At 52.4% G+C, this 20,781-nt stretch carries 20 protein-coding genes; 16 read left to right on the top strand and 4 right to left on the bottom strand.

Features of this window, described 5'->3' with window-relative positions; translation table 11 throughout:
* The first annotated feature begins 57 nt into the window (after nucleotides 1-57).
* The 8 genes from acpP (at nucleotide 58) to DW931_RS09520 (ending at nucleotide 7,933) form a co-directional block, all read left to right on the top strand.
* Nucleotides 58-291: an acyl carrier protein gene (acpP, locus tag DW931_RS09555; RefSeq protein WP_022360533.1), complete on the top strand. Its 234-nt coding sequence runs from the start codon at nucleotides 58-60 to the stop codon at nucleotides 289-291.
* Entirely contained in the window at nucleotides 291-1,217 is a 927-nt protein-coding gene (gene fabK / locus DW931_RS09550) for an enoyl-[acyl-carrier-protein] reductase FabK (protein WP_118482518.1), read from the top strand. Before acpP ends, fabK begins: the two co-directional genes overlap by 1 nt.
* A gap of 17 nt (nucleotides 1,218-1,234) precedes the next feature.
* Nucleotides 1,235-2,167, top strand: coding sequence for an ACP S-malonyltransferase (gene fabD / locus DW931_RS09545; protein ID WP_022360535.1), 933 nt, complete (start codon nucleotides 1,235-1,237; stop codon nucleotides 2,165-2,167).
* Nucleotides 2,161-2,901, top strand: a complete 741-nt coding sequence (gene fabG, locus DW931_RS09540) for a 3-oxoacyl-[acyl-carrier-protein] reductase (RefSeq protein WP_118482517.1) — start codon at nucleotides 2,161-2,163, stop codon at nucleotides 2,899-2,901. The genes fabD and fabG overlap by 7 nt, the downstream gene beginning before the upstream one ends.
* A 159-nt stretch (nucleotides 2,902-3,060) precedes the next feature.
* Nucleotides 3,061-4,305, top strand: coding sequence for a beta-ketoacyl-ACP synthase II (fabF, locus tag DW931_RS09535; RefSeq protein ID WP_118482516.1), 1,245 nt, complete (start codon nucleotides 3,061-3,063; stop codon nucleotides 4,303-4,305).
* Nucleotides 4,306-4,429: 124 nt separating this feature from the next.
* Nucleotides 4,430-4,852 carry a 3-hydroxyacyl-ACP dehydratase FabZ gene (gene fabZ, locus DW931_RS09530; protein WP_022359380.1) on the top strand — a complete coding sequence of 141 codons (423 nt, stop codon included), beginning with the start codon at nucleotides 4,430-4,432 and terminating at the stop codon, nucleotides 4,850-4,852.
* Between the two features lie 20 nt (nucleotides 4,853-4,872).
* Nucleotides 4,873-6,765: an acetyl-CoA carboxylase, carboxyltransferase subunit beta gene (gene accD, locus DW931_RS09525; protein WP_118468872.1), complete on the top strand. Its 1,893-nt coding sequence runs from the start codon at nucleotides 4,873-4,875 to the stop codon at nucleotides 6,763-6,765.
* A gap of 61 nt (nucleotides 6,766-6,826) precedes the next feature.
* Complete coding sequence (locus DW931_RS09520; RefSeq protein ID WP_107000849.1) at nucleotides 6,827-7,933, top strand: nitronate monooxygenase family protein; 1,107 nt, start codon at nucleotides 6,827-6,829, stop codon at nucleotides 7,931-7,933.
* Nucleotides 7,934-8,072: 139 nt separating this feature from the next.
* Here the strand turns inward: DW931_RS09520 and DW931_RS09515 are convergent, their stop codons facing one another.
* Entirely contained in the window at nucleotides 8,073-9,947 is a 1,875-nt protein-coding gene (locus DW931_RS09515; RefSeq protein WP_118556126.1) for an ABC-ATPase domain-containing protein, read from the bottom strand.
* 280 nt (nucleotides 9,948-10,227) lie between these two features.
* On the opposite strand from DW931_RS09515, the gene DW931_RS09510 reads away from it, so the two are divergent.
* From DW931_RS09510 to DW931_RS09495, 4 genes are all read left to right on the top strand, one after another.
* A complete protein-coding gene (locus DW931_RS09510; protein ID WP_117796537.1) occupies nucleotides 10,228-10,869 on the top strand; it encodes a nucleoside recognition domain-containing protein in 642 nt (213 codons plus the stop codon).
* 164 nt (nucleotides 10,870-11,033) lie between these two features.
* Nucleotides 11,034-11,570: a hypothetical protein gene (locus tag DW931_RS09505; protein ID WP_022359373.1), complete on the top strand. Its 537-nt coding sequence runs from the start codon at nucleotides 11,034-11,036 to the stop codon at nucleotides 11,568-11,570.
* Nucleotides 11,571-11,808: 238 nt separating this feature from the next.
* Nucleotides 11,809-12,255: a MarR family transcriptional regulator gene (locus tag DW931_RS09500; protein ID WP_022358468.1), complete on the top strand. Its 447-nt coding sequence runs from the start codon at nucleotides 11,809-11,811 to the stop codon at nucleotides 12,253-12,255.
* 105 nt (nucleotides 12,256-12,360) lie between these two features.
* Nucleotides 12,361-12,894, top strand: a complete 534-nt coding sequence (locus DW931_RS09495) for a GerMN domain-containing protein (protein WP_022358467.1) — start codon at nucleotides 12,361-12,363, stop codon at nucleotides 12,892-12,894.
* 73 nt (nucleotides 12,895-12,967) lie between these two features.
* Here the strand turns inward: DW931_RS09495 and DW931_RS09490 are convergent, their stop codons facing one another.
* Entirely contained in the window at nucleotides 12,968-14,812 is a 1,845-nt protein-coding gene (locus DW931_RS09490; protein ID WP_118482515.1) for a DUF885 domain-containing protein, read from the bottom strand.
* A 95-nt stretch (nucleotides 14,813-14,907) separates the two neighbouring features.
* On the opposite strand from DW931_RS09490, the gene DW931_RS16090 reads away from it, so the two are divergent.
* The 4 genes from DW931_RS16090 (at nucleotide 14,908) to rsmA (ending at nucleotide 18,769) form a co-directional block, all read left to right on the top strand.
* Nucleotides 14,908-15,051: a hypothetical protein gene (locus DW931_RS16090; protein ID WP_207664446.1), complete on the top strand. Its 144-nt coding sequence runs from the start codon at nucleotides 14,908-14,910 to the stop codon at nucleotides 15,049-15,051.
* On the top strand, nucleotides 15,035-17,026 hold the full coding sequence (gene metG / locus DW931_RS09485; protein WP_118482514.1) for a methionine--tRNA ligase: 1,992 nt from the start codon (nucleotides 15,035-15,037) through the stop codon (nucleotides 17,024-17,026). Before DW931_RS16090 ends, metG begins: the two co-directional genes overlap by 17 nt.
* A 79-nt stretch (nucleotides 17,027-17,105) precedes the next feature.
* Nucleotides 17,106-17,873, top strand: coding sequence for a TatD family hydrolase (locus DW931_RS09480; RefSeq protein WP_118482513.1), 768 nt, complete (start codon nucleotides 17,106-17,108; stop codon nucleotides 17,871-17,873).
* 38 nt (nucleotides 17,874-17,911) lie between these two features.
* Complete coding sequence (rsmA, locus tag DW931_RS09475; protein ID WP_118482526.1) at nucleotides 17,912-18,769, top strand: 16S rRNA (adenine(1518)-N(6)/adenine(1519)-N(6))-dimethyltransferase RsmA; 858 nt, start codon at nucleotides 17,912-17,914, stop codon at nucleotides 18,767-18,769.
* A gap of 92 nt (nucleotides 18,770-18,861) precedes the next feature.
* Here the strand turns inward: rsmA and DW931_RS09470 are convergent, their stop codons facing one another.
* Together DW931_RS09470 and DW931_RS09465 are read right to left on the bottom strand one after the other, a co-directional pair.
* Nucleotides 18,862-19,662, bottom strand: a complete 801-nt coding sequence (locus tag DW931_RS09470; protein WP_107000841.1) for an ATP-binding cassette domain-containing protein — start codon at nucleotides 19,660-19,662, stop codon at nucleotides 18,862-18,864.
* Nucleotides 19,656-20,576, bottom strand: coding sequence for an ABC transporter permease (locus tag DW931_RS09465; RefSeq protein ID WP_118482512.1), 921 nt, complete (start codon nucleotides 20,574-20,576; stop codon nucleotides 19,656-19,658). Before DW931_RS09465 ends, DW931_RS09470 begins: the two co-directional genes overlap by 7 nt.
* Nucleotides 20,577-20,781 lie beyond the last annotated feature (205 nt).

Genomic DNA, 20,781 nt, shown 5'->3' with positions numbered 1-20,781 from the left:
GTGATTGCATTTTTGCGGTCACAAAAAGAAAATTCATTTAAAAAGGAGATTGAAACGATGTTAGAGAAAATGAAAGAAATTATTGCAGAGCAGCTGAGCGTAGACGCAGATTCCATTACCGAGGCTTCCTCTTTCAAGGATGATCTGGGTGCTGATTCCCTGGATCTGTTTGAGCTGGTTATGGCTCTGGAGGACGAGTACTCCGTAGAGATCCCGGCTGAGGATCTGCAGAACCTGGCAACGGTAGGCGATGTTATGAACTACTTAAAAGAAAAAGGTGTAGAGGCATAATGAAAACAAAGATCACAGAAATGTTGGGGATTGAATACCCGATTATTCAGGGCGGCATGGCATGGGTGGCAGAACATCATCTGGCAGCAGCCGTTTCTGAAGCTGGCGGTCTGGGCTTAATTGGCGGCGCCAATGCACCAGGTGAGGTTGTCCGCGAGGAGATCCGCAAGGCGAGAGAGCTGACAAAGAAGCCGTTTGGTGTCAATGTCATGCTGATGAGCCCGTATGCGGATGACGTGGCAAAGGTAGTTGTGGAAGAAGGCATCAAGGTCGTAACGACCGGCGCCGGTATTCCAGGCAAATACATGGGCATGTGGAAGAAAGCCGGCATTAAGGTAATTCCGGTTGTCGCTTCGGTTGCACAGGCACGTCTGATGGAGAAGAGCGGCGCAGATGCAGTCGTTGCAGAAGGCATGGAGTCCGGCGGACACATTGGCGAGGCGACGACGATGACGCTCGTTCCGCAGGTGGTTGATGCGGTTTCGATTCCGGTGATTGCGGCTGGAGGTATCGCAGATGGACGCGGCATTGCGGCGGCATTTATGCTGGGCGCAGAGGCGGTCCAGATGGGAACCCGCTTCGTCGTATCGAAGGAATCTATCGTAAGCCAGGCTTACAAGGACAGAGTCATCAAGGCGAAAGACATTGATTCGACCGTAACCGGTATGAGTCACGGACATCCGATCCGCTGTCTTAGAAATAAGATGACGAGAGAGTATCTGAAGCTGGAAAAAGAGGGACGCCCGTTCGAGGAACTGGAGTATTTAACACTTGGAACGCTTCGGAAGGCAGTCATGGAAGGTGACGTGGACAACGGAACCGTGATGGCTGGACAGATTGCAGGTATGGTGAAGAAAGAGCAGACCTGCAAGGAAATGATTGAAGAAATGATGGCCCAGGCGGAGGCGCTTTTGGGCAGAAAGTAGAGAGTGAGTGTAACGCTATGAGCAAAATTGCATTTATTTTTCCGGGTCAGGGCGCACAGACCACTGGCATGGGACAGGATTTTTATCAGGAAACGGAAACGGGACGCGAGATGTTTGAGAAAGCAAGCGAGATCCTTGGGTTTTCAATGACCGATCTTTGCTTTGATCCGGCGCAGACGGACCGTCTGAATATCACGGAGTATACGCAGCCGGCGATGGTAACTGCCAGCCTTGCGATGATGCGTGTATTCATGGAACGTACTGGAATCCGCCCGGATGTGGCTGCGGGCCTGAGCCTGGGAGAGTATCCTGCAATGGCGGCTGCAGGCGTTATGTCTGACGAAGATGCCATCCGTACCGTGCGGCAGAGAGGTATTCTGATGCAGGGCGAAGTCCCGGTTGGTCAGGGCGCCATGTCTGCCGTACTGGCGATGGATGCAGAGAAGATCGAAGAGGTGATCGCGCCGATCGAGGGTGTGCAGATTGCCAACTATAACTGCCCGGGACAGATTGTTATCTCTGGTAAGACAGAGGCGGTTGCCGAGGCAGGAGAGAAATTGAAGGAAGCGGGCGCAAAACGCGTTCTTCCGTTAAAGGTAAGCGGACCGTTCCATTCCAAGATGTTAGTGGGAGCTGGCGAGAAGCTTGGAAAGGTACTCGATACCGTTGAGATTCATACACCGGAGATTCCGTATATTGCGAATGTGACGGCAGATTATGTGACCGATGCAGCCGATGTAAAACCGCTTCTGATGAAGCAGGTTTCTTCCTCCGTCCGCTGGGAGCAGACGATCCGGAAGATGTTAGCAGACGGTGTGGACACATTTATTGAGATCGGACCGGGTAAGACCCTGACTGGTTTCATGCGTAAAATCGACAAAAACGCGAAGGCGTTCAATATAGAGAAACTGGAAGATATCGACAAAGTAAAGGAGGCGCTTGGATGTTAAATGGAAAAGTAGCAGTTGTGACAGGTGCCAGCCGCGGCATTGGCCGTCAGATCGCTATTTCGATGGCGAAAGAGGGCGCTGTGGTGATCGTCAATTATAATGGCTCTGCGGCAAAAGCAGAGGAAGTTGTGAAGGAAATTACCGAGGCGGGCGGACAGGCGGAAGCCGTTCAGTGCAATGTTTCGGATTACAGCGCGGCGGAGGTGTTCTTAAAGGACATTATCAGCCGCTATAAGAGAATTGATATTTTAGTCAACAACGCGGGCATTACCCGTGACAATCTTCTGATGAAGATGAGTGAGGAAGAGTTTGACGCCGTCATCGATACGAACTTAAAGGGCGCATTTAACTGCATTAAGCACGTATCCCGCCAGATGTTAAAGCAGAAGGGCGGACGCATCATCAATATTTCCTCTGTTTCCGGCGTGATGGGAAATGCGGGACAGGCAAATTACTGTGCGTCCAAGGCGGGCGTGATCGGACTGACCAAATCCGTGGCAAGGGAGATTGGAAGCCGTGGTATCACGGTCAACGCGATTGCACCGGGATTTATTGATACGGAAATGACCGCCGTTCTTCCGGACGATGTGAAGAAGGCGATGGGCGAGCAGATTCCGTTAAAACGTTTCGGTACGACCGAGGATGTAGCGCAGGCAGCCGTATTTCTGGCTTCTGACCGCGCAGCCTACATCACAGGACAGGTTCTGTGCGTGGACGGCGGAATGGCGATGTAGGGAAAAGGTGCTTTACAGATAGGCACTTTTGGAACCGAAAGTGCCGTACGATAACGTAGTGGCAGCGGATTTTGCCGATTTGGAATGCGAAGCATCGGCAAAATCGTGTCGCAGTTTGCACAACGTGTGAACTGTGACGATAGAAAGGCAGGTTTTTAGATGGGAAATAAGACACGTGTAGTAGTAACCGGTCTGGGAGCGATCACTCCGATTGGAAATGACGTAGCAAGCTTCTGGCAGGGATTAAAGGATAAAAAAGTCGGTATCGCGCCGATCACATATTTTGATACAACCGATTATAAGGCAAAGCTGGCAGGCGAGGTGAAGGATTTTGATCCGAAGAAATACATGGATCCGAAGGCAGCGAGACGTATGGAGCCGTTTTCCCAGTATGCGGTAGCGGCAGCCGGTGAGGCGATCGCACAGGCGGGTCTGGATATGGAAAAAGAGGATCCGTTCCGCGTGGGAACCAGCATCGGTTCCGGTATCGGAAGCTTACAGGCGATGGAACGTGAGCACAAAAAAATGCTGGAAAAAGGACCGAACCGCGTGAACCCGCTGCTCGTTCCGATGATGATCAGCAACATGGCAGTCGGCAATGTGGCAATGCATTATGGTTTAAAGGGCAAATCCATCAACGTGGTAACTGCCTGTGCGACCGGTACGAACTCTATCGGTGAGGCGTTCCGCTCGATCCAGTACGGCGAGGCAGACGTGATGGTAGCCGGTGGTACCGAGTCTGCGATCACACCGCTCGGTATGGCAGGTTTCGCGTCTCTGACGGCTCTTTCTACCAATGATGACCCGGAGACGGCATCCCGTCCGTTTGATAAGGATCGCGATGGTTTCGTCATGGGCGAGGGCGCTGGTATCGTAGTTCTGGAGTCCTTAGAGCACGCGCAGAAGCGCGGCGCAAAGATTCTGGCAGAGGTAGTCGGCTACGGCGGAAGCAACGATGCATTCCACATCACTTCCCCGGCAGAGGATGGAAGCGGCGCAGCGTATGCGATGGAGATGGCGCTCAAGGATGCAGGTATCGCACCGGAGAAGATTGATTACATCAATGCACATGGAACCAGTACACACCATAACGATCTCTTCGAGACGATGGCAGTGAAAAAAGCGCTGGGCGATCACGCTTACAAGGTAAAAATTAACTCCACTAAGTCGATGATTGGACATCTTTTAGGTGCAGCGGGCGGTGTTGAGTTTATTGCCTGCGTGAAATCCATTGAGGATGGATTTGTACACGCAACCGCAGGTTTAAAAGAGGCAGGCGAGGGCTGCGATCTGGATTACACAATGGGCGAGGGCGTTCCGATGGATATCCACTATGCCCTGACCAACTCCCTGGGATTTGGCGGTGTCAATGCCAGCCTGGTAATCAAGAAATTTGAGGACTAAATATAATTTGAGGACGTTTTTGTGTGGATGATTGAATGATTGGAAGCGGCGCACTGGAGCTGGCGGAAGAGACTTGCAGCATACAAAAATGATGTCTGGGAAAGCGAAAGAGGTAACTGAAATTATGATGGGAATTAAAGAGATCCAGGAGATCATCCCGCACCGTCATCCGTTTCTTTTGATCGACTGTATCGAGGAAGTGACACCGGGCGAGGGCGCGGTTGGATATAAAAATGTAACATACAACGAGCCGTGGTTTGCAGGTCATTTTCCGCAGGAGCCGGTCATGCCGGGCGTCCTGATCGTGGAGGCGCTGGCGCAGGTCGGCGCGGTTGCGATTTTAAGTGAAGAAGGAAATAAGGGCAGGACGGCATATTTCGGGGCAATCAACAACGCAAAATTCAAGAAAAAGGTAGTTCCGGGCGACAAGTTAAAGCTGGAGTGCCATATCATCAAGAGAAAAGGACCGGTCGGCATCGGAAGTGCGACGGCAACCGTCGATGGCAAGCTGGCTGTTTCCGCAGAGCTGACGTTTATGATTGGCTAATAAGTGAGGTTGAATAAGAGATGTTTAAAAATCTGTTTAAGAAATCGTATACTTCGATCAATACAAACGACCACGGTTCTGCCGGCGTAAGCCGTGCGGAGAGCGCGAAAGCAGATAAAAGGGCGGCAGAGGCAGCACAGGAAAAACCGGAGAAGATTCCGAGCCGTCCGACGGCGATGACGCCGGAAAGTCTGCGTTCTTTATGGCGTAAGTGTAATAAATGTGAGAAACCAATTCTGGTGCAGGATGTCAAGGACAACCTGTATGTGTGCCCGCGCTGCGGCGGATATTTCCGGATGCATGCGTACCGCCGGATTGAGATGCTGATCGATGAAGGTACCTTTGAAGAGTGGGATAAGGAGATGTCTGTGGTCAATCCGCTTGCATTTCCGGGCTATGAGGGCAAGGTTGAGGCAGCCAGAGAGAAAACCGAGTTAAATGAGGCGGTTGTCACTGGTAAAGGAAAGATTCACGGTTATGAGACTGTGATCGCGGTCTGCGACTCCCGTTTTCTGATGAGCAGCATGGGTCACAACATGGGAGAGAAGATTGCCCGTGCGGTAGAGCGTGCGACCGAGGAACGGCTTCCGGTTATCATCTACGCGGCTTCCGGCGGCGCGAGAATGCAGGAGGGCATGATCTCCCTGATGCAGATGGCGAAAACTTCCGCAGCCTTAAAACGTCATTCCGAGGCGGGACTTCTCTACATAAGCTTTATGACGGATCCGACCACCGGCGGCGTAACGGCAAGCTTTGCGTCCCTGGGCGATATCATCCTGGCAGAGCCGGGAGCGCTGATTGGATTTGCGGGTCCGCGTGTCATCGAGCAGACGATCGGCCAGAAGCTCCCGGAGGGCTTCCAGAGAGCCGAGTTCCAGCTGACACACGGTTTTGTGGATCAGATCGTGGAAAGAAAAGATCAGAAGCGTGTTCTGGGACAGATTTTGAAGCTTCACAGCCAGGAGCATGGCTGGGAGAAATGGAACGACGAGGCGGAGAACCACACAGAAGCGGCATCTGCATCTAGGGCAGAAAAAGCAGCTTCTGTGGAGGAAGGCAAGTTAAAGAGCCGGAAAGCACCGTTCTCCGGTATCATGCGCCAGAAGACCTTAAATAAGATCGCAGGCCGAGAGAGAGACGCCTGGGAGGCAGTACGCCAGTCCCGTAGCGCCGGACGTCTGAACGCCAGCGATTATATCCGGATCCTGTTTGACGATTTTACCGAGTTCCACGGCGACCGGTATTATGGCGATGATATGGCGGTCATCGGCGGTGTGGCATCCTTCTATGGAATGCCGGTCACGGTCATTGGACAGGAGAGAGGTAAATCCCCGAAAGACAGCATGAAGCACAACTTCGGCATGCCGTCTCCGGAAGGATACAGAAAGGCGCTCCGTCTGATGAAACAGGCGGCGAAATTTAACCGTCCGATCATCTGTTTTGTCGATACGCCAGGTGCATTCCCGGGTATGGAGGCAGAGGAGAGAGGCCAGGGCGAGGCGATTGCCCGCAACCTCTTTGAAATGTCGGATATGAAGGTGCCGATTCTGGCGATTATCACTGGTCAGGGCGGCAGCGGCGGCGCACTGGCGCTGGCGGTTTCCAACGAGGTATGGATGATGGAGAATGCGACCTACTCGATCCTTTCTCCGGAGGGCTTTGCTTCGATTCTGTGGAAAGATGCCAAGAGAGCCAGCGAGGCGGCGAAGGTCATGAAGATGACGGCAGAGGATCTGTATGAGCTTGGCATGATCGAGCGCATTATCTGCGAGGATGAGCCGGCAACCGATGACAACATCGAGGAGATCGGACGCATCATCGACCGCCATATGCGTGAGTTCTTCCAGTCCTGCGCGGAAAAGACACCGGATGAGATCGCGGAGCAGCGGTATGAACGTTTTAGAAAAATCTAAAAAATAGATATTGAAAGGGGGTTGCCGCGCGGCGGTCCCCTTTGTGAATATAGGAGATCGTATGAGTACAATTTTATCACAGTTAAAACCGCTGAAAATTGGTGATCTGACGGCGAAGCTTCCGATCATCCAGGGCGGTATGGGGGTTGGTATCAGCCTGTCCTCACTGGCAGGAGCCGTGGCGGGGGCTGGCGGCATCGGCATTATTTCCACTGCCCAGATCGGTTTCCGGGAGCCGGATTTTGCCGAACATCCGCAGGAGGCGAACCTGCGCGCGATCGGTTCAGAGTTACAGAAGGCGCGCGCGATCGCGAAGGGCGGCATCGTGGGCTTTAATATCATGGTGGCAACGAAAAACTATGCGGAGTACGTTAAAACGGCGGTCAAGGCGGGCGCTGACCTGATCATATCGGGCGCAGGACTTCCTGTTTCCCTGCCGGAGTATGTGAAAGGGACGGCGACGAAGATTGCGCCGATCGTTTCCTCCGTTAAGGCGGCGACGGTCATCTGCCGGATGTGGGACCGCAAGTACCAGACCGCACCGGATCTGGTGGTCGTTGAGGGACCGCTGGCGGGCGGACATCTGGGATTTGACCGTGAGAAGCTGACTGAGCTGGAGGTAGACACGCCGCATGCAGCCGAGACATTCCATCAGGCGGAATATGACGAGGAAGTGCGGGGAATTATCGCGCTGGTTAAAAAATACGCGCAGAAATATGGCAAATCGATTCCGGTTGTGACGGCTGGCGGCATCTACGACCATGCGGATGTGATGCACCAGATGGAGCTTGGCGCGGACGGCGTGCAGGTGGCAACCCGTTTTGTGACAACCGAGGAATGCGATGCACCGATGGCATATAAGCAGGCATATCTGGATGCGAAGGAAGAAGACATCGTGATTGTCAAAAGTCCGGTCGGCATGCCGGGACGCGCGATCAAGAATGCGTTCTTAAAAGAACTGGAAAAAGGAAGACAGGCAGTGACACACTGTTACCAGTGTCTGGAACACTGTGATCCGGCGAAGATCCCGTACTGCATCACACAGGCACTCGTCAATGCCGCCCGCGGTGATGAAGATCATGCGTTGATTTTCTGCGGCGGAAACGCGTGGAGAGCAGAGAAGATAGAGACGGTTGAGGGCGTGATGCGGGCGCTGTGCGAAGGGTAGGATAGATCTTGGCACCATAGATTTTGGCAGAGTTCAGGGATAAGCCAAGATGAAACTTGCAAATAGTTTGATATAAGATGCAAAAATATAAAAAGAGGGTTTGCAAAATGCAGCCCTCTTTTTATATTTATCTTAAAAATCATCCCCTAAAACGATTCAAACAAGCATAAATCTCCTGCATGCGCGGCATTGCCAGTCCCATGGCCGCATATGAAGCATCGCTGAACACAGAGAGCCCGTCTGCTTCATAGGCTTTTAAGAGTGTGGCAACCGTTTCCTGTACGGTGCAGCGCTCCAGAAGCCCTTTTTCCAGGCAGTAGCGCACCATTTGGGCGAGTGCGGCGGTCTGCTCGCTGTCGGCAAGCTGTTCGACGAAGCGCAGATCGACCGGCTCTTTGGCAACCTGGAAAGAGTGTTTGTCGTGGACACGGACTTTGATACGCGTGTTCCGGTCGGAATTTCGGTCAGTTTCGTGGCGTCCTCCGCGACCGCGTTCAAAGCGTCCTGCATCGGAGGCGCTGCCGCCGCGATTGCCAAACCGTCCAGAACGACCGCTGTTTTCGCCCTTTTCCTGAGATTCACCGCCTGCTTCTGCGCGGCTGTCGCCAAAATTCAGCGCCATCGCGCCCACAGCCCGTCCTGTTCCGCCAGCCGCCAGCTTCCGTCCAGCCGTCGGGAGCTTGAACCCAGGAGCCTGGATGGCGGGTTTGGAAACTTCCTGTTCGCAGGCATTTTTTACCATCTCCGTGATATCAAACGGGCGGTATGCATCCATCTGGATGATAGTGTCTGCGATGAAGAAGTAGGCACCGGAGCTTCCAGCTACGAGGACGGTGGAGATGCCTGCCTGCTTGTAGAGATCGCGGGCGCGTTCGATGAACGGGGTGATCGGCTCTTTATCGCGGCTGACGATGCGCTGCATCAGGTCGTCCCGCAGCATGAAGTTGGTAGCGGAGGTGTCCTCATCGATCAGGAAAGCGCGGGTTCCCGCTTCAATGCTTTCGATCACGGCTGCCGCCTGGGAGGTACTGCCGCTGGCATCGGCGGTGGAAAAGCAGGTGGTGTCTTTTTTGTTCGGCAGATCCCGGATAAAGAGGGAAATATCAACGTGGTTGATGCTGCGTCCATCCTCGGCGCGCAGCTTGACTGCGGTTTCATCGGTGATGACATATTCACGTCCATCCCCTGGAATATGGTTGTAGACGCCGGATTCCAGCGCTTTTAGCAGTGTGGATTTGCCGTGGTAGCCGCCGCCCACGATCAGGGTGATGCCGCGGTGGATTGCCATGCCGGAGATCGGACCGTGTCCCGGAAGATTCAGAGTGATTCTTAAGGAATCCGGGGAATGGAACGCAACACTGCCCTTCATCGGACGGTCGGAGACGCCGGTTTCACGCGGCAGGATTGAGCCGTCTGCGACGAAGGAGATGAGGTCTAAGCGTTTCAGCTCATTGCGGATAAAATGCTGATCGTCTGCCAGCGTAATGCGTTTTTTGATTTCAGCGGTGTTCTGGCGGCGGTAGAAAAAGACGTTTTCGACACAGCCTGGAAGAAAATCAAAGAAAATCCGGATCAGTTCACCTGAGTTGATGGTGCGCCCGAATGCCGGGAAACCAACCTCAAAACGGGCTGTAATCTCATTTCTCCCGATTTCGCAGGCGGTCCGGGAGAGAACCTCCTGACCGGGGCGGCTGGTGGCGATCAGACCACTTTTTCCAGAACCTTTTGCCTTGAAAGAAAGACGACCGATTTCACGGGAAAAACAGCGGAGCAGGTAATCTTCAAGCGCTGTTTTTTTCCACGGCGTATCAAAGAGTTCTGCCGGAAATCCGGCTTTCGCGTGGCGGACCTGGATACTGACCTTGGAAGGGGACGCAAACGGGTCACCCTGTACATGGTCGATGGATAAAATATACGTATTAAAATCATAAGCGCCGCGCACATCCTTGTAAGCCGGATAGCTTTTATGATCGATGGAGGTGAGGAGACGCTTTAAATCTGCGGATTGTTTCATTCTGAATACCTCGTTTTCATAATATTAAATCATATTTCAATGTCTTCACGGTTTTTGGCAGGAGAATCCATATAAAATGGCCTTTTTCAAAGAATGTCTGTCATGTGAAGGAGATGATAGTTCTTATTTTAAAGATCCAAATTCTGAAATGCAAGCGGAATGGACGAAAAGAAACGATATAATTGTATCTATTTATGATGGTGTATATTTGGCGTCTTTTTATACTTGTCTGAGTATAAAATGTTCTGAGCGTACCATATGACAGCAGGGAGGTAGATGCATGTTAAATGCACTCTGGGCGTTTATGATGCTTACGGGGCTTGGCTGGGCGGCGGTGCATGGGACGCTGGGGGCGGTGACGGAGGGAATGCTTGCAGCGGCGGGGGATGCAGTCTCGCTGGGAATCACGATGCTGGGGGTGATGGCGTTCTGGACGGGAATTTTGGAGATCGGACGGCGGGCGGGGCTGATTGAGCAGTTGTCGGCGGGGATGCGGCCGGTGCTTCATTTCCTCTTTCCACGCATTCCAGCGGGTCATCCGGCGCTTTCTTCGATGGCCGCCAATATGATTGCCAATATGCTGGGGCTTGGCTGGGCGGCGACCCCGGCGGGGCTTACGGCGATGAAGGAGCTGGAAGAACTGGAGGAGGAACGGAGAGCGGCGGGGGATCCGGCGGCGGTCACACAGGGAACGGCGAGCGATGAAATGTGTACGTTTCTGGTCGTAAATATTTCATCGCTGCAGCTCATTCCTATCAATATGATCGCCTACCGGAGCCAGTACGGATCGGCGCATCCGCTGGCAGTGGCCGGTCCGGCGTTCCTGGCGACCTGTGTCAGCACGCTGGCAGGAGTGGCGGTGTGCCGCGTGATGTGCAGGAGAAAGCAATATAAATCAATAAAAAAGGATGGCTGGAAATAGAAAACGCAATTTGGCGTCATGTAGGGGGAAAATTTCACACAAAAAACAAATTTATCCCCTATAATGCCCTTGTTAAAATAAGGGGCGCTGGAAACAGATCCGTTATCATAGAACGCGGATTCAAACCATACATATAAAACAAGTATAGACACGGGAGCCGTCGAATGCGCTGCATCAATTACCTCTCTGAATACCTGGTTCCGGTTGTTTTGTTTTATATCGTTGGGTTTGCGGTGCTTCAGAAACGCCCGGTTTTTGATGATTTTATCGAAGGGGCGCTTGCGGGGCTTAAAACGGTGGCTGGAATCCTGCCGACGCTGGTGGGACTGATGGCGGCGGTCGGCGTGCTTCGGACCTCCGGTTTTCTCGATTTCCTCTCCGGGGTGCTGGCGGGACCGGCGGCATTTCTGCATATACCGGCACAGGTGGTTCCGCTGCTTCTGGTGCGTCTGGTGTCCAGTTCGGCGGCGACGGGGCTGCTCTTAGATATTTTTAAAACGTATGGACCCGATTCGCGGCTCGGCATGATGGTGTCGGTTCTTGAGAGCTGCACGGAGACGGTTTTTTATACGATGAGTGTCTACTATCTGACCGTGCGGATCTCAAAGACGCGATGGACGCTTGCGGGGGCGCTGATTGCAACGTTCGCGGGGCTTGTGGCGAGTATCTTATGTAGTGCTATGGTAACTGTTCACGGGTAGGCACTTTTGGAACCGAAAGTGCCGTAAGAAAACGTGGTGGCAGCAGGAATTTGCCGTATTTAAATGCGAAGCCACGGCAAATTCCGTTACTGGGCACGTGTGCGTGAAAAGTAACAAGTGCTATGGTATAAGAGAAGATGTAAGAAATTTGCTAGTTGTCTTGCCGCACAGAATATTGTATAATCGGTAGGGTAAATTGCCGTTTTGCGCGCTGAAACCAAGGATGAGAGGGAAAACTGTGGGAAATTATGAGACGCTGAATGAGCTTCTGGTGACGCTGTTCCGCGATGTGATGGACATAGAACAGAAGGTAATCATTACGCCGGAGTTTAAAGACATCACGAATAACGATATGCATGTGATCGAAGCGATCGGGATTGGTGAACCGAAAAATATGTCATCGATCGCCAGAGAACTGTCCGTTACGGTGGGAACGCTCACGATTGCCATGAACAGCCTGGTCAAAAAGGGCTATGTGGAACGAAGCCGGGGACTCGAGGATCGGCGGGTCGTATATATTTCTCTTTCAGAGCGGGGCAGAAAAGCGTATGGGCATCACGCCCGGTTCCACCGGGAGATGATCGAGAGCCTGACAAGCGATCTGTCGGAAGATGAGATGCAGACGTTAGTAAAGGCGCTGATGAAGCTGAATCAGTGGTTTAGGAGTAAGGATGGGCAGCGGTAAAAAGAATGGATGTAGTCTACACTGGATGGAAACAGGTGTGAAAGACAAAAACGGTTGCGAAAACCGTGAAGCAACTGCTGCGAGGAGAATACAAGGAGGTACATTATGAAGAAATTTATGGTAATGGCAGCTGGTCTTATGATGGCAGCTGTTCTGGGCGCATGTGCGCCGACGGCAAGAAATACAGGGGAGACCAGCGAACATGGAACTGCCCCGGCGGGTGCGGCGCAGCAGGAGACTGTAGACGGCGTGGCTGAGAAAGAAAGCATGGTGGTAACGGATGCAGATCCGACGGTAACGGTTTGCGTATATTCTGTAAAATCTGATAAGAGCGGCTTAAAACAGAATATGGATGGCATTGACGGCGATGAGCTGGATGCACAGGAACTGCTTGATAAGATGGCAGAGGTGGGCGTCATTGAAGAGGGAATCACCGTGGATAAATTTGAGCAGAAGGACGGCGCCCTGACGCTGGATCTCTCCTCCTTAAAGGAGTCCTCTGACAAGCTGGTTGTCATGGCCATTGCCAATACATTTATCCAGAACTACGAGGCAAAGACGCTGGAGTTGAGCGTAGCAGGCGAGAAGATCGGCGACGGTCCGATGAGCTTTGAGAAGAATTACAAGAAAGTAAACTAAAGCATGAAAATGCGAAAAGAGCGGGATCCCTGAAGCCTGCGGATGCATACAGGGAGATACCGCTCTTTTTCTCTTATACGTGCAATTTCTCCGTCATCAGCCATGTTTGAAAATACGGTTTGATGACCCGGAAGGAAGCGCCGTCCATGTTCAGGATGAACTGGTGGAAGCTCTTGGCGTTGAATTTGTTTCCAAGTACCTCCTCGGCTTCCTGGCGCATGGTCAGGATTTCCAGATAGCCGGTATAGTATTTCAGGTAATTGCCCGGATTATCAATGATTGCCAGGTATATCTCGCGCGCGGATTCCGGATCCGTAAATCCGTAGGAATTTTCCAGATAACTGGTGGTTGTGGCGAGATCCCAGCCATCATAGTGGATGCAGATGTCGAGAAGCGCGTACAGCCCGTAGCTGCTGGCTTCGCTGCAGCGCATCAGCGGTTTGACCGCTTCCGGCAGTCCGTTGTCGAAGGAGTAGGCGTACAGTTCGCTGTAGAGTCCCCAGCCTTCGTTGTAGCCGCTGCAGGCAAGAAGCCGCCGTACCGGAACCGGCTCCCGGTCATTGAAATAAGCCGACTGGTAGAGATGCCCCGGATAGCCCTCGTGCGCCAGCATGGTGTAGAGGTTCTGCTCAGTGCTTGCTTTTTCGTTGATGTAAATGGTGTTGGAACCGTCGGAATCGATCGGCGGTACGAGGAAAAACGCTGGGGACAGGGAAGATTCCAGCGCTTCCGGGACGTATTTGATCGCGTAGGAGGTATCTGTAAGCGCTGGGAAATCATCCTGAATCTGCGTCTGTAAATTCTGAAGGATCTCATCCGGATCGGAGAGTGTGATGGCAGAGTCGGTCATCTGCCGGACGAGTTCCGGATGTTCCTTTAAGCGGACGCGGATTTCGGATAAATCTGCCTGCATCTGCTTCTCAATCCGCGTTTTGAGCGCATCGACCGAGGAATCTGTGCCGGTCAGCGCCGCCGCAAGATAGGCATAATACTCCCTGCCGTGTTCGTAGGTGCTAAGTCCTCCTGCCTCCGGATGGGAGCCCTTGAGCGATTCCAGTGCTTTAGAGAGGTTTGTATATGCCGGGATAAAGTGTTCCTTTAAAATGGTCAGATGTTTTGCTTTGTAGGATGCCTTTTCTGCATTGCTTAAGCCCTCAACCGCATTTAAGCGGGAGGCAAATGTTTCCGTCAGCAGGCTGTTTTCCGGGCGGATGAGGTAGCTCTTACAGGATTTTAAAATCCGGTCGATGGTGTCGTCGGACGGTGCGAGACCGGCGTCTGCCTGCGCCTGTTCATACGCTGCAAGCTGCTTGTAATATGTGTCGATCTGCGAAAGCAGTGCCAGGTAATGGTCGATGTCGGCACGGTTGTAAAATGTGTATTCGGCTAATAAGGTCGGAAGTTCCGCCTGCGTGCCGATCAGGGCGCTTAACGGCTGATTGTAGAGTTCCAGTCCCTTCGAGCCGGCTTCCGTCTCCAGTGTGTCCTTCATCATCCGGTAGGTGAAGAGCTGGTCGGAGGTCAAGAGAGAGGTATCGAAGGAAGAAAGTTCCTCAAGAACGGCCGCGTTTTCCTCGGAATCTTTTTGAAGCTGTTCCAGGGAATATTCTGGAAATTTCATCTCCGGTTCGGTGATACCGTAATTTTCCGGATTCCGGACAAGAAAATGAAGGGAGAGCGGATCGTCCTGCACGCTTTCTTGAAACTGGTGTGCCAGAAACGCATCAAAACGCGCCTGTTCGCTGGCAGCATCGGACGATGCATTGGAAGGAGAACCAGTCTGCCCGGAAGCGGCGTAGGATTCGGCGGGGGTCCCTGAGCCGGAAGAACCAGCGCATCCGGAGAGCGCCAGGGCAGCAGCTGCAGCGATCGCGAGCGCTGTGCGCGGCAGGGGCGGGAAGGAAAAGCGTTTCTGCATAATATAATACCTCCAAAACAAATATATATGTCTGCAAGTATACCATACTTGACAAAGGGATGCAAAACAGATAGACTTAATCTATATATTTATATATGAAGAAAAGGCAGAGAAAAGAAGGTGGCTTGCCTTTAATCGCAGATGGAAAACCATGGGCGGTTAGAGGCTTTTTTTGTGAAGAACACAATTTAAAGCGCAATTTTAATAAGGAGGGCATGATAAATGTGTCAGAACTGTAAGAAACCTTACTATATAACAACTGCGATTGCCTATACATCGGGCAAACCGCATATCGGAAATACCTATGAGATCGTACTGGCGGACAGCATTGCGCGCTACAAGAGAGCGCAGGGCTACGATGTGCGTTTCCAGACGGGCACCGATGAGCATGGTCAGAAGATCGAGTTAAAGGCAGCTGAGGCTGGCATCACGCCGAAGCAGTTTGTCGATAACGTGGCGGGTGAGATCAAGACGATCTGGGATCTGATGAATACATCCTACGACAAATTTATCCGCACCACTGACGAGGATCATGAGGCGCAGGTAAAGAAGATTTTCAAGAAGCTCTATGATCAGGGCGATATTTACAAGAGCTGCTACGAGGGACTTTACTGTACCCCGTGCGAGTCCTTCTGGACCCAGTCCCAGGTCGTAGACGGCAAATGCCCGGACTGCGGACGCCCGGTGCAGCCGGCGAAGGAAGAGGCGTATTTCTTCCGTATGAGCAAATATGCGCAGAGACTCATCGATTATATCAATGAGCACCCGGAGTTCATCCAGCCGGTTTCCCGTAAAAATGAGATGATGAACAACTTCCTGCTTCCGGGCCTGCAGGATCTGTGTGTTTCCCGTACTTCCTTTAAATGGGGGATTCCGGTTGATTTCGACCCGAAGCACGTTGTATATGTATGGCTGGATGCACTGACCAACTATATCACCGGTCTTGGATATGACTGCGACGGCGAGAGCGGCGAGCTGTTCAAGAAATACTGGCCGGCAGACCTGCATTTGATTGGTAAGGATATTATCCGTTTCCATACCATTTACTGGCCGATCTTTTTGATGGCACTCGACCTGCCGCTTCCAAAGCAGGTATTTGGTCATCCGTGGCTGTTACAGGGCGACGGCAAGATGAGTAAATCCAAGGGAAATGTGATTTACGCCGATACACTGGTTGATTTCTTTGGCGTGGATGCAGTCCGTTACTTCGTTCTGCATGAGATGCCGTTTGAGAACGACGGCGTTATTACCTGGGAGCTGATGGTAGAGAGACTGAACTCGGATCTGGCAAATATCCTCGGCAACCTCGTAAAGAGAACGGTATCGATGACGAACCAGTACTTTGGCGGCGTGGTAGCCGACAAGGGCGTGACGGAGCCGGTGGACGAGGATCTGAAGAAGGTAGTGCTGGAAGCAGTCCGCAAGGTTGATGAGAAGATGGATAAGCTGCGCGTTGCCGATGCGATCACCGAGATCTTCAATATTTTCCGCCGCAGCAACAAATACATTGACGAGACAACCCCGTGGATTCTGGCAAAGGAAGAGGACAAGCAGGATCGTCTTGCGACTGTTCTCTACAACCTGGTTGAGTCTATCACGATCGGTGCGTCCCTGCTTGAATCCTTCATGCCGGAGACCTCGGAGAAGATCTTAAAAGAATTAAATACCGTAAAACGTGAACTGCCACAGATGGATGAATTTGGCCGTTATCCGTCCGGAAATAAGGTGACTGAGGAGCCGGAGGTTCTCTTTGCCCGCCTGAAACTCGACGATGTGATGAAGAAAGTCAAAGTTATCCAGGAAGAGCAGAAGAAGGCAGTTGCTGCAAAGGCAGAGCCGGAGAAGGAAGAGGACGAGAAAGCCGAGGGCATCGATATCGAGCCGAAAGCAGAGATTACCTACGATGATTTTGCAAAACTGCAGTTCCAGGTTGGCGTGATCCTCTCCTGCGAGGCTGTTCCGAAGTCCAAGAAGCTTCTCTGCTCCCAGGTTCAGGTCGGAAGCAAGGTGCGCCAGATCATCAGCGGCATCAAGCATTCCTACTCCCCGGAGGAGATGGTCGGCAAGAGAGTCATGGTTGTGACCAACTTAAAACCGGCGAAATTGGCAGGTCTGCTCTCCGAGGGCATGATTCTCTGTGCGGAGGATGCTGAAGGCAAGCTGTCTCTGATGACCACCGAGAAGGATATGCCAGCGGGTGCAGAAATTTGCTAATATCAGATGTGAGATGACTCCCATCTTGCAGCAAGAATATTGAGACATTCTTGAATGGAAATGGAGAAATATAAGTTATATGATATTTGACACACACGCCCATTATGATGATGAGGCATTTGATGAGGACCGGGAGGCGCTGCTTTCCGGTCTGGCAGCAGGCGGGATCGGAACGGTTGTCAATGTGGGTGCCGATATGGAGAGCACAAAGACCACCATTGAACTGACGAAGAGATATCCCTTTATCTACGGTGCGGCCGGTGTTCATCCCAGCAGCACGGCGGAGCTTGACGAGGAAAAATTTGCCGAACTCCGTGTGTTGGCACAGTCCGGGAAGATCGTGGCGATCGGCGAGATCGGTCTCGACTATTACTGGGAAGAGCCGGATCATGAGACACAGAAAAAATGGTTCCACCGCCAGTTAAATCTGGCGCGGGAATTAAAACTTCCAGTCATCATCCACAGCCGCGACGCGGCGAAGGATACGCTCGATATCATGAAGGAAGAGCACTCCGGGGAGATAGGCGGTGTGATTCATTGCTTCTCTTATGGAAAAGAGATGGCGGCAGAGTATTTAAAGATGGGCTTTTACTTAGGCATCGGCGGCGTACTGACCTTCAAGAACGCGAAAAAGCTTCTGGAAGTAGCCGAGATGGCGCCGCTCGACCGTCTGGTACTCGAAACCGACTGCCCCTACCTCGCTCCGGTTCCCAACCGCGGCAAACGCAACTCCTCACTGAACCTGCCATATGTGGCGGAAAAGCTGGCAGAAATCAAGAAATGTACACCGGAAGAGATCGTCCGTGCGACTGAAGAGAATGCGCGGAGGCTGTACCGGTTACCGTAAAAAGGGGTGTCCCGGACACCCGGGAAAGGATTTTCGGAATGGATCTTGGAAACCCGAAGAACACAATCGAAGTAATACAGAAATACAATTTCGCCTTCCAGAAAAAATTCGGTCAGAATTTTCTGATTGATACGCACGTGCTGGACAAGATTATCTCAGCGGCGGGCATGACCAAGGAGGACACCGTCCTGGAAGTCGGTCCTGGCATCGGTACGATGACACAGCGCCTTTCACAGGCGGCAGGACAGGTCATCGCCGTGGAGATCGACACAAATCTGATTCCGATCTTAAAAGATACGCTTCAGGACTGCGAAAATGTAACTGTTATCAATGAAGATATTTTAAAGATTGACATAAAAAAAATGGCGGAAGAAAAAGGCGGCGGACGTCCGGTTAAGGTCGTGGCGAACCTGCCGTACTATATCACGACCCCGATCATCATGGGGCTGTTTGAGAGCGGTGCGCCGATCGACAATATTACGGTTATGGTGCAGAAAGAGGTCGCAGACCGGATGCAGGTTGGTCCGGGCTCGAAGGATTACGGCGCGCTGTCGCTGGCGGTTCAGTATTATGCCGAGCCATACATCGTGGCAAATGTGCCGCCGAACTGTTTCATTCCGCGTCCGAATGTCGGCTCAGCGGTCATCCGTCTGACCCGCCATGCGAAGCCGCCGGTGGAGGTAAAGGATAAAGATTTAATGTTCCGTCTCATCCGCGCGTCCTTCAACCAGCGCCGGAAAACCCTGCAGAACGGGCTTTCCAACGCGCAGGATCTCTCCTTTAGCAAGGAAGAGATCGCAGTCGCAATCGAGTCGCTGGGACTTTCCCCGTCCGTGCGCGGCGAGACGCTGACGCTGGCGCAGTTTGCAGCGCTTTCGGATGTGCTTGGGAAATAGAAATTGGATAAGAGAAATATAAAAAAGTCCCATCCTTATGCAGATTCAAATCTGAAAGGATGGGACTTTTTGAACTTTTTGCTTTTTTAAAATTATTCCGACAATAAAATCCGGTCATTATCCAGCGCGTGGCCTGCGCCGGTCTTGAAGCGGGCGATCAGATCTTCGACAGTCATGGAAGCGCGCTCTGCGCCGCCGACGTCGAGCACGATATTTCCGTTTGCCATCATGAGCGTGCGGTTTCCGAGCTCCAGAGCCTGGTTCATATTGTGGGTGATCATCAGGCAGGTGATTTTCTCCTCAGCAACGATATTTTTCGTCAGCTCCAGTACTTTTTCAGCTGTTCCCGGATCGAGGGCGGCAGTGTGCTCATCGAGCAGCAGAAGCTTCGGCGTGATGAGGGTTGCCATGAGCAGGGTGAGCGCCTGGCGCTGACCGCCGGAGAGAAGTCCGACCGGCTGGGTCATCCGGTCTTCAAGCCCCATATTTAAGAGGGAGAGGCGTTCGCGGAACGCATCCTTATCTTTCTTGGAAATGCGGGAAAATGGCGATTTCCCCTTTGCAGTCCGCAGATAGGCGAGGGCAAGATTTTCTTCGATCGTCATGCCCGGCGCCGTTCCCTTTAACGGGTCCTGGAAGAGGCGGCCGACCATCAGGCTGCGCTTGTGCTCCGGCATATAGGTGATGTCCTCGCCGTCCAGCTCGATAAAGCCGTCATCGACGTAGAAGCTGCCGGCAATCGCATTGAACAGGGTCGATTTTCCGGCGCCGTTGGAGCCGATGATTGTCACAAAATCGCCGTGGTTCAGATGCAGGGACAGCCCGGAGAGCGCCTGTTTGGCGTTGACAGTTCCCGGATTAAAGGTTTTTGATATCGACTGAATATTTAACATGCTCCGTGTCCTCCCTTCCGGCGTGCAGCTGCATTTTTACGTGTCTGGAATGCCGCCCATTTCCGGATTGTCGGAAATGCGATTGCCAGCGCCACGATCACAGCGGTGACCAGTTTCAGTCCCTGTACCGGCATAATTTTTGTATACAGGACGATGGCGTAGATAAAACGGTAAATAATCGAACCGATGAAGGTGGCGATGACGCCTCTTGCCACACCGCGGCGCCCGAGGACGGTTTCACCGATGATCAGGCAGGCAAGACCGATCACGACGATACCCGTGCCGCCGTTGATGTCGGCGGTATTCTGGTACTGACCGACCATTGCGCCGGAGAGCGCGGTCAGCGCATTGGCGATGCATAAACCGATCGTGATGGTAAATGCCGGGTTGATGGAGGAGGCGCGCACCATGTCAATGTTGTTGCCGGTTGCCCGGATGGAGAGTCCCAGACGGGTACCGAGGAAATAAACGAGCAGTGCGCCCGCAAGCACGGTCACGCAGATTGCCAGAAGTGCTTCATACCAGTCGCCCCCGATACCGGTTTTTTGAAGCAGGGAAAAGATGGTCTCTGCCTTTAAAAGACTCACGTTGGCGCTCCAGCCCATCACCATCAGATTGATGGTGTAGAGTCCCATATTGGTGATGATACCGGCGAGAATGGACGGCACACCGAGACGGGTCTGCTGAAATGCGGTAACAAATCCGGCGCAGATGCCTGCAAGCATGGCAGCCGGAATCGCGAGAAATGGATGCCCTGCCGCAGCCATTGTGACGGATACCGCTGTGCCGAGGACGAAACAGCCGTCCGTCGTCATATCCGCGATATCCAGTATGCGGAAACTCAAGAACAGCGCCATTGGCACAAGCGCATACAGAAATCCCAGTTCCAGAGCGGTTTGTAAAATATGAAGCATGGGAAATTACCTCCGTAGAATGATCGGTACTCCCAGAACGTTCATAAGGCAGATGCGCCAGCCGCGTGGTAAGTGGGGGATGCGGCGGGCGTCTGGTCTGTCTTGCGGCTCTGAGAGTACATGAAAGTTAGTCAAACATTATAATATGTAAAAATTGGTGGATCGGTTATGAAACAAATGTCAGGCAAATGAAAATCAAAGTGCC

The organism is Clostridium sp. AM43-3BH (assembly GCF_003479985.1).
GTDB lineage: Bacteria > Bacillota > Clostridia > Lachnospirales > Lachnospiraceae > Otoolea > Otoolea fessa.
The sequence above is the reverse complement of the archived record's forward strand: the minus strand, read 5'-3'. Positions and strand labels throughout refer to the sequence as shown.